Origin of the sequence: Acinetobacter sp. ME22 (assembly GCF_022012315.1) — a bacterium.
Classification (GTDB): domain Bacteria; phylum Pseudomonadota; class Gammaproteobacteria; order Pseudomonadales; family Moraxellaceae; genus Acinetobacter; species Acinetobacter brisouii_A.
This window is the reverse complement of record NZ_JAKLTL010000011.1, coordinates 102,773-111,856: the sequence shown is the minus strand read 5'-3', so window position 1 is coordinate 111,856 and position 9,084 is coordinate 102,773. Positions and strand designations below refer to the sequence as shown.

At 44.6% G+C, this 9,084-nt stretch carries 6 protein-coding genes and 1 pseudogene; 2 read left to right on the top strand and 5 right to left on the bottom strand.

The genetic code is table 11. The features are described from left to right. Positions 1-212, top strand: a 212-nt coding sequence (locus tag LVY74_RS14265; RefSeq protein WP_237815603.1) for a hypothetical protein, incomplete at its 5' end; no start/stop codon positions are given. Between the two features lie 43 nt (positions 213-255). Here LVY74_RS14265 and tnpC read toward each other — a convergent pair. Both tnpC and tnpB read right to left on the bottom strand, forming a co-directional pair. After that, positions 256-1,870 (bottom strand): annotated as a pseudogene (gene tnpC, locus LVY74_RS14260) (IS66 family transposase). 74 nt (positions 1,871-1,944) lie between these two features. Then, positions 1,945-2,349: an IS66 family insertion sequence element accessory protein TnpB gene (gene tnpB, locus LVY74_RS14255; RefSeq protein ID WP_237815602.1), complete on the bottom strand. Its 405-nt coding sequence runs from the start codon at positions 2,347-2,349 to the stop codon at positions 1,945-1,947. A 95-nt stretch (positions 2,350-2,444) separates the two neighbouring features. Between tnpB and LVY74_RS14250 the strand changes: the two genes are divergently transcribed. Next, positions 2,445-3,770, top strand: a complete 1,326-nt coding sequence (locus LVY74_RS14250) for an ISNCY family transposase (RefSeq protein WP_237815601.1) — start codon at positions 2,445-2,447, stop codon at positions 3,768-3,770. A 221-nt stretch (positions 3,771-3,991) separates the two neighbouring features. Here the strand turns inward: LVY74_RS14250 and LVY74_RS14245 are convergent, their stop codons facing one another. From LVY74_RS14245 to LVY74_RS14235, 3 genes are all read right to left on the bottom strand, one after another. Then, complete coding sequence (locus LVY74_RS14245) at positions 3,992-4,285, bottom strand: Imm63 family immunity protein (protein ID WP_330848026.1); 294 nt, start codon at positions 4,283-4,285, stop codon at positions 3,992-3,994. Positions 4,286-4,627: 342 nt separating this feature from the next. Continuing rightward, on the bottom strand, positions 4,628-5,551 hold the full coding sequence (locus tag LVY74_RS14240) for a response regulator transcription factor (RefSeq protein ID WP_237815600.1): 924 nt from the start codon (positions 5,549-5,551) through the stop codon (positions 4,628-4,630). After that, on the bottom strand, positions 5,538-9,020 hold the full coding sequence (locus LVY74_RS14235) for a hybrid sensor histidine kinase/response regulator (protein WP_237815599.1): 3,483 nt from the start codon (positions 9,018-9,020) through the stop codon (positions 5,538-5,540). Before LVY74_RS14235 ends, LVY74_RS14240 begins: the two co-directional genes overlap by 14 nt. Positions 9,021-9,084: the final 64 nt, after the last annotated feature.

Genomic DNA, 9,084 nt, shown 5'->3' with positions numbered 1-9,084 from the left:
TTTCAAAAATCTATGGCAATAACATAAAGTTCATTGTCAGTATTCTATTAACTACTTTAGTCACGATTGTTATTTTGGAATTTATTTGGTGGGGAATATTTTACTCAGAAGGCTCCATTCCAATTCGAATTTATGTATGGAATATAGCAATCCTAACTTTACCATGGTTGCCAATTATTAGTATTCTAGTCACCCAAAGATGGAAAAAATAGAAACTTTAATCGTAAGCGTCCGCTGAACCCCATGCATATTTTTTTAATTTGGCTCAGGCTTCCAGTTATGTGGCAGTAGCGCTTCAATATCTTTCATTTTATGTGTCGGCAGCCTTTTCAGCACATCACTGAGATAGGCATACGGATCTAAGCCATTCAGCTTGGCTGACTGGATTAAAGTCATGATGTTCGCTGCCCGTTGACCACTACGCAGTGATCCTGCAAATAGCCAATTCTTTCTGCCTAAAGCCCATGGGCGCATTTGATTTTCCACCCAATTATTACAAATAGGCAAATTCCCATCATCCAAATAGTGGCTTAAGGCTTGCCAGCGTTTTAGACTGTAATTGATGGCTTTCGCTGCAGGCGAACTCTTGGGTACTTTATCCTGATATTCTTCCAGCCAGTCATACAGTTGTCGCATGATCGGTTGACTGTCCTGTTGCCTTCGCTGGTGGCGTTGTTCGGCACTACAGTTTGGTAACTCTCTTAATTCCGCTTCAATTTGGTAAAGCTGTTGAATCAATTGCAGGGCTTGTTCAGCAATGAAACTTTTCTTCGTCACATGCAGTTCGTGAAATTTACGACGCGCATGCGCCATGCAACCCACTTCAATGACCTGACCTGATTTAAAGCTTGCCTTATAACCACTGTAATCATCACAGACCAAATGACCCTGCCAGCCTTTCAGGAACTCTTCAGCATGCTGACCTGATCGACTCAGTTGAAAGTCGTAAATGACCGCCTGAATGGGATTGTATTGTGTGGTGGCATAGGCCCAGACATAACCTTTCTTGGGTTTCTTCTCGGCAATCTGCATCACAGTCACTGGTGTTTCATCTGCATGAATCACCTGTTGCTGCAATATGATCTGTTTTAAGGCTTCTGCCAATGGCTCTAGCTCAACCCCGCAGCGACCTATCTGAGAAGCATTGCTTCGCAAGAGATAATGTGAATCTAGACAGATCAACACCTGCGCGCAGAAAGATCTGGCGTTGGCGATACAGAGGTAAATGATCGGCATATTTGGACACCAGCACATGGCTGAGCAGTTCAGGACTGGCAATGCCTTTATCAATCACATAGGCAGGCATCGCTTGCTGCGTCAAGGTATCACACTGATCACAGACCCATTTGCCACGGATATGCTGTTCCTTATAGAACTGTGCCGGTCTGAAATTCAATTTCTCGCTGATATCTTCACCAATACGACGTAATTGGCAGCCACAGGCACATTTTGTCGATGCGGGTTCATGCTCAATACGGAGGGTTAGCAGGTGATCCGGTAGCGGTCGACGTTTAGGTTTGTTGACTGGGGCTTTTTGTGCAGCTGCATCAGTTTTATCCGCATTTAGCCGTTCCAATTCCAGATCAACGGCTGCGATATCTTCTTCGATGGCTTCATCTAACAGGTTGATTTGTTTGGCAGTGAGGTGTTCATTCTTCTGAGCGAATTTGTGCCGTTTAAACAAGGCAAGTTCATGCTCGTATTTTTGCGTAAGAATAGAAAGATGTTGAACTTTGGCATCTAGGTGTTGATTGGATTGTTCAAGTCGTTGTTTATCTTCTACAAGTTGCTGATGCTGCATCGCCAACTGTCTGGTAAATTCCAGCAATTGTTCATGGCTCAGTTGGCTTAAATCGGGCAGCGTATTCATGACTGCAGTATGCCTGAGGTCATGACAAGAATGAAATAGAACATTCGGAGAATAGCAGAATGCATACATCTGGTTTAGAGCAGAGTGACCACCTGTTGTTGTCCAATGCGCTGCCAGGGCAAGCCCTGAATCAATACCTGTAACTGTTCTGCACTGATGCTCATCGTTTCACCCTGATGAATCTTCGCCCAGTGGAACTTTCCTTGTTCCAATCGCCGGGAACACAGCCAAATCCCCAGCCCATCATGCACCAACACTTTCATACGATGGCCACGTTTATTACAGAACAGGTAGGCACAATGCGGTTTGATCGAGCCAAAGGTTTTCATGATCTGGACCATGGCAGTATCTATACCTGCACGCATATCCATGGGTTGGGTAGCGAGCCAGATTTCATCAATGCGGATCATGTCGCCAGTGCCTTGAGTAATTCTGCCAAAGCGGACATTTCTGATACCTGCTATTTCTGTAAGTCCCAAATAGAAATGTCCGGTTTCTCCAAAGTAAAAATGTCCGCTTTTAGAATATGCACTTTTGCGATTATCAAAGTGGACGGTTTGATATATTGGTGTCTATGTCGGATAAAGAACTTAAACGATTGTCGGTCTTGCAAGAAATTTGTGACCAACGCTTAACTCAGTCTCAAGCTGCTCAATTACTGCATATCTCGGACCGTCAGATCAGACGCTTACTGCAAAAATACAAAGCTCAAGGTCCAGTTGCATTAGCACATGCTGCACGTGGCCAAACCAGCAATTCAAGGCTTCCTGAAGAACTCAGGCTCAAATGCCTCAACATTGTTGCTGATCAACTGCATGGTTTTGGGCCAACTTTAGCGCATGAAAAGCTGACCTCCGTTCATGGCTTTGATATTTCCGTGGAAACATTGCGTTCCTGGATGATTGCAGCCGATTTATGGATTCCTCGATCCAAGCGCCTAAAACGCCCATATCAGCCGCGTTATAATCGGGATTGTTATGGTGAACTGATCCAAATTGATGGCTCATACCATGACTGGTTTGAAGGACGTGCTCCTAAATGCTGTTTACTGGTGTTTATTGATGATGCTACAGGGAAATTACAGCACTTACGTTTCTGTGAATCAGAATCAGCCTTTGACTATATGATTTCAACACGTTTGTATATCGAGCAGCATGGTAAACCCTTGGCATTTTACAGCGATAAACATTCCGTCTTTAGGGTGAATCAAAGCAGCAAGAAAGACACCAAGATTACGCAATTTGGACGCGTACTTAGCACACTCAATATCGATATCATCTTTGCTAACTCACCACAGGCCAAAGGACGTGTAGAACGTGCCAATAGAACACTGCAAGATCGTCTAATTAAGGAGATGCGGCTGGAAGGCATATGTTCGACTGCAGAAGCAAATACATGGCTGCCCTGCTTTATTGAGCAATTTAACCGTAAATTTGCCAAGATGGCCTTTAATCCCAAAGACTTACATCGGACTGTCACTGAAACTGCTGATGAATTAGATGATATTTTTACCTGGCGTGAACCACGTAGAGTGAGTAATAGCCTGACGATTACTTATGATAAGTGTATGTACATTCTGGAAAATACTGAAGAAAATCAGAGGCTGCTTGGCAAGTATATTGAGTTTCTAGAATACCCAGATGGTACCTTCGCAATTGAATACCAAGGTAGAAAAATTCGTTACAGCATCTTTGATAGATTAAGCCAGCTCAACCAACGAGAGATTGTTGAGAATAAACGATTAGGTGCTGTTCTCAATCATATTCAGCAACAGCATGAACTATTGGAACAACAAAACAAGCGGAATCGTTCTCAAAAGATGCCAAGCAGACGTGCACAGAAAACTGCAGTTCAACAACGAAATCTGAATCCTGTACTTGACTTGGAAATATCTGTATAGGACATTTCTATTTAGTTTTAAGGTAGGACATTTCTACTTAGGAATAACAATATGTGCTAATAACTAAATAAAATTTTATAAATCAATATATTAATTATCTTTAAAAGAGGATGTTTCTAGGGCTTGTCCTCATTTGAGGAAATAGCTTAAAAATGAGTATGTTTATGCCTAAATTTGATTATTTAGTAAATAATATGATTGTTTTTTGACTAAAATAAGAGCTAATTTGCCTCATAAAATGAAATGAGGACACGCCCTAATATTTTTTTTATATTCTTTTCTTTTTTTACTTTCCATTCATCACTGATTAAACCAAAAAGTTCAATTTGTTTTTCAAAAATGATACGACGGAAATCTTGTCCTCTAATTCTATTTTTAAGCTCAAACTGATACGAATAGCTAGATATAAAATTATCCATTATCCAATAAAGCAACTCTTCAAAATCCTTGGTTGTTTTTTCGAAGTATACTTCTCCTCTTTCTTCAGAAATATACCAATATTTGTCTTCATGGATTAATACATATGGAGCTCCATCATTCTGAACTGCGGGCCAAATTCTTTTTTTTCCAGCCCAATTTTTTCACAAACTTGATCAACCTTAGCTTGAATTTCTAAAAACGTAAGCATTATTCTTTGATTCTCCAAATGTTCTTAATATCTATTTAACATAAATCTCTTATACAAAATTAAAGTTTTAAGACATCTATCCCTACAGAATATAAATATAAAAGCCTTGAACAATATTTCACAAGGATGAGTAACATTTGTGCTCAATTTCTACTTTTATTAAAAATATTGCAAAAATTGGTTTGGCTTGAACAGTTGCAGATGACATTTTCGCGCACCTCATTTCAATCTACCCCTTATCCTGCACCAGACTATGCACATACGCCACCGCCGCCGTGCGGTTTTCAACCGCCAGTTTGGCAAAAACATGCTCAAGATGCTTATTTACGGTACGAGGACTCAGTGCCAAAATTTCCGCAATATCCTTATTGGTTTTTCCTAAAATCAGCCAGTGCATGACTTCTGCTTCGCGCTGCGTCAGTTGCGGACAAAACTTCAGAATATCTGCCACGCTTAAAGTTGCAGTCGCCAGTTTAATTTGCACCAAATAATTTTGATTGCTACGTTCAACTTGCCACGGCGTCAGCAACAAAAGCTGTAAATTCTGGGTCGGTGTGGCATAACTACAACTCATCAAACGCTTCGGGTCTTTGTCCTGTTTCAGTTCGCTAAACCAGTGCTTGAGTCCCTGTGCAAAGCCTGCTCTGTCAGGCAGACATTCTTGTAAAATTTGCTCGGCTTTTTGAGTTTGCCACAGCATTTTTCCTTCGGAATCGAGTGCCAAAATCGCGGTTTCGGTGGCATCAATCACCTGTTTTTGTTGCTGTAATAACTTGGCATGCGTCAGGTGTGTACGCACCCGCGCTAGCACTTCTTCGATATTTAACGGCTTGGTGACATAGTCCACGCCTCCGACCTGAAAACCACGCACAATATGCTCGGTTTCCGACAGCCCTGTCATAAAAATCACGGGAATGAGCTGGGTAATCGGGCTGGCTTTGAGTTGCAGACAGCTTTCAAAACCGTCCATGTGTGGCATGTTACCATCGAGTAAAATCATGTCGGGCTGACAGCGATGGGCAATTTCAATCGCACTTAAACCATCGGTGGTGACCAGCACCCGATAGCCTGCCTGATCAAGGCTTTCATGCAAAAGCCCCAAATTTTCGGGCACATCATCCACAATTAAAATTACCGCATCATGATGATTCATCAATGCTAAAGTCCTGAAGCTGCTGTTTGGCCATTTTGAGGTCAAATTTTTGCACAGATTGTGCCAACTGCAACCATAATTTTTGCTGTTCGGGAAAATCCTGCTGATACTGTTGCAGCGCCTGTTGTGCCCCGCGAATATACCCCTGACTGAGCACGTCCTGTAAATGTGCCAAGGCTTGCGGCAAGCTCTGTACTGAAGTTGCTGATAATGTTTCAGTGACTTTCTCTGAGTTTGATGATGCTGGCTGAGTCGATTGCACTTGATTTGGCAAATTGGGCTGCTGCGCTTGCTGCTCGGCATTCAGCCACGTTAAATCCAGTTTGTCGCCAATTTTGCTCAGCAATAAATTCAGATCAATCGGTTTCAGTAGAAAATCTTCTGTCAGCACCGCATCTTGTGGATTCACCGCACGCTCATTGGCATCGGCGGAAATAATCACGATCGGCACATTGGTAATATGGTTTTGGCGGAGCAAACGTGCGGTTTCCCAACCGCCCATCAACGGCATATTGAGATCCATCAGAATCAGGTCAGGCTGAAACATCGGCACTTGGCGCAGACAGTCAATTCCCGATTCGGCTTCTTGCAACTCAAAACCCAGCGGGCGCAAAAAGTTGGCGACCAGACCACGATCGACCGCTTCATTGTCCACCACCAAAATCCGTTTACGCTCACCGACATAACCCACGATCTGATTGCTATGCAGGTTACGAATCGGATGAATCAGGTCTTTGGATGGTAAATACAGCTTGATATGAAAACTGGTGCCCTGATTCAGCTCGCTGCTCACGGTCAGTTGTCCGCCGAGCAAATCCACCAGTAATTTAACTATCGGTAGCCCTAGCCCTGTCCCCGAAAAACCGCCCTGCACCACATTACGCCCACGTTCAAAAGGCGTGAAAATGCGCTGCAAATCTTCCTTGGCAATCCCGCAACCCGTGTCCTGAACGGTAAAATAGGCGGTCTGAAAACGGTAATCCACCTGTAAACGGATTTCGCCTTTACGGGTAAATTTCAGGGCATTACCCAACACATTAATCAGCACCTGTTCCAGACGTTTTTTGTCGCTACGCACATATTGTGGCAGGTGTTCACTGATCTCACAGACAAATTTCAGATGCTTCTGCTCGATCTGCGGCTGAAACATTTGCACAATTTGCTGAATAAAATCAGGGAAATGGATATCCACCATATTCAGGGAAATCTTGCCTGTTTCGATGCGCGCCAAATCCAGCAGACCATCAATCAATGATGTCAGGTGCTGCCCGCTACGGCTAATCACCCCCAAAGCCTTTTCGCCCTGTTCCGAGAGTTTTTCCTGCTTTTGCAATAACTGGCTATAGCCCAAAATACTGTTCAATGGCGTGCGTAGTTCATGGCTAATCCCAATCACATAACGGCTTTTGGCCTCGTTGGCTTTTTCTGCCTGAATCCGCGCATCTTGCAAATGTTGCGAGGTGACTTCATGCGCCGCTATTTCTTCGAGGAGCAGGCTATTTTGCTGCTCACTTTCCTGTTCGGCATTTCGGCGGCTTTCATCATTCAACACCAGCCACCACGCCGCTACACTGATCAAGAGAAATAAAATGCAGTAAATTTTCACAAACAGGGCAAACAGTTGCTGCTGCCCTGCAGTATGAATCGCGTCCAAGCTGCTTTTTTCCTGCAAATACACCAAGCTCAGACAGACCGCCAGTGCCAGCACCAAACTCAGCATCACCAGTAAATACAGACTCAAACGCGTATTCAGGCGCTGTGCCCAGCGACTAGGCAAGTAACGAATCAGCAGACTTTTCCATTGCTCCGACCAGCGCGCATGCGGTTTGCAACGGTCATGGCAACGCGCTTCCAGCGAGCAGCACAAGGAGCAAATTTCCCCGCTATAGGCAGGACAACTCGCCATATCGGCTACTTCATATTCACGCTGACACACCACGCAGGTTGCCACTGAAGTCATCGCTAAAGCTTCAGGCTGACGGGCAAGGTAATATTTGCCTCGGGTCAAATAAGCAATGATCGGGACACTTAGCATGGCTGTACCCAGTGCAATAAAACTCGCTAAGCCTTTTGCCAGTTCTCCGAAAAATCCCAGATAACTCAGCATCGACAGCAAGGATGCCAACAGCAGCGCACCCACCCCGACAGGATTAATGTCATACAGATAGGCACGGCGAAACTCGATGCCTTTCGGGCTTAATCCTAAAGGTTTACAAATGATTAAGTCTGCAACCACCGCACCCATCCATGCCAATGCGATATTGCTATACAACCCCAAAATCTGCTCAACCGCATGGCTAATGCCCATTTCCATCAGCATGATGGCAATCAGGATATTGAAAATCAGCCAGACTATCCGCCCGGGGTGGCTATGGGTTAAACGGGCAAAGAAATTTGACCATGCCAGTGAACCTGCATAGGCATTGGTCATGTTGATCTTGATTTGTGCTAGACACACCAGTAGCACCGTGAGCCAAAGCGCGACATCTGCCGAGGAAATGCCCTGCTGAAAAGCCACCCAATACAGATAGGTCGGATTGCTGAGTTCAGTCTGCGGTACGGCATAGCGATAAGCCAATACCATCAGCAACATGCCCATCAGGATTTTGACAAAACCAAAAATAATCCATGATGGCCCACCCAAAAACACCGCCAGCAACCATGAACGCGGATGTTGTTCACGCGGTGGTAAAAAGCGCAAATAGTCGGCTTGCTCGCCAATCTGAATCACAAACACAAACAGCAAGGTACAGGCTGCGCCAAAATACGTCAGGTTAAATGCGGTTGAATGTGAGGTAACGCCAATAAACTGCATACTTTGCTCAAGCAGTTGTGGCTGTTTCCACCACACAAAGATCCACGGCAATAGCAGTAAAATCAGCCAGATCGGTTGGGTAATGGCTTGAACTTTATTGATAAATCCAACCCCTTTCACTACCAAAGGCAAGATGATCAGGGCGGAAATTAGATAACCTATGCTCTGCGGGATATGCAGCGCCAACTCCAGTGCCATCGCCATAATTGCAGCTTCAAACGCCAGCAAAATAAAAGTGAAACTGGCGTAAATGACCGAGGTAATGGTCGAGCCGATATAGCCAAAACCCGCGCCACGGGTGAGTAGATCTACATCGACATTGTATTTGGCAGCATAGTAACTGATCGGCCAACTGGTCAGGAAAATCAGGCTACACACCACAATCGCTGCCATCAACGCATTGCTAAAACCATATTGCCACAGCAGGGTCGCGCCAATCGCTTCCATCGCCAGAAAACTCACCGTCGACATGGCGGTATTTGTTACCCTCCACGGCGACCATTTCCGTACCGAGCGCGGTGCATAGCGCAAGGCAAAATCTTCAATACTCTCATCCGCCACCCAAATGTTGTACTCACGGCGGGTTGGAATCACCCGTTGCGGGGCTGAAGGTGGCGTTGGCGATTTCGGCATGATGGAATTCCAGCAAGGCATGAACATTCAAGTGCTGCTTGCACTTTGCCAAAATTTGCCGATTTTGACCATGCTTTTATCCTGC

Coding starts and splice junctions, on each gene's coding strand:
- LVY74_RS14250 (WP_237815601.1), top strand. CDS start 2,445: ATGTCGGATAAAGAACTTAAACGATTGTCGGTCTTGCAAGAAATTTGT.
- LVY74_RS14240 (WP_237815600.1), bottom strand. CDS start 5,551: ATGAATCATCATGATGCGGTAATTTTAATTGTGGATGATGTGCCCGAA.
- LVY74_RS14235 (WP_237815599.1), bottom strand. CDS start 9,020: ATGCCTTGCTGGAATTCCATCATGCCGAAATCGCCAACGCCACCTTCA.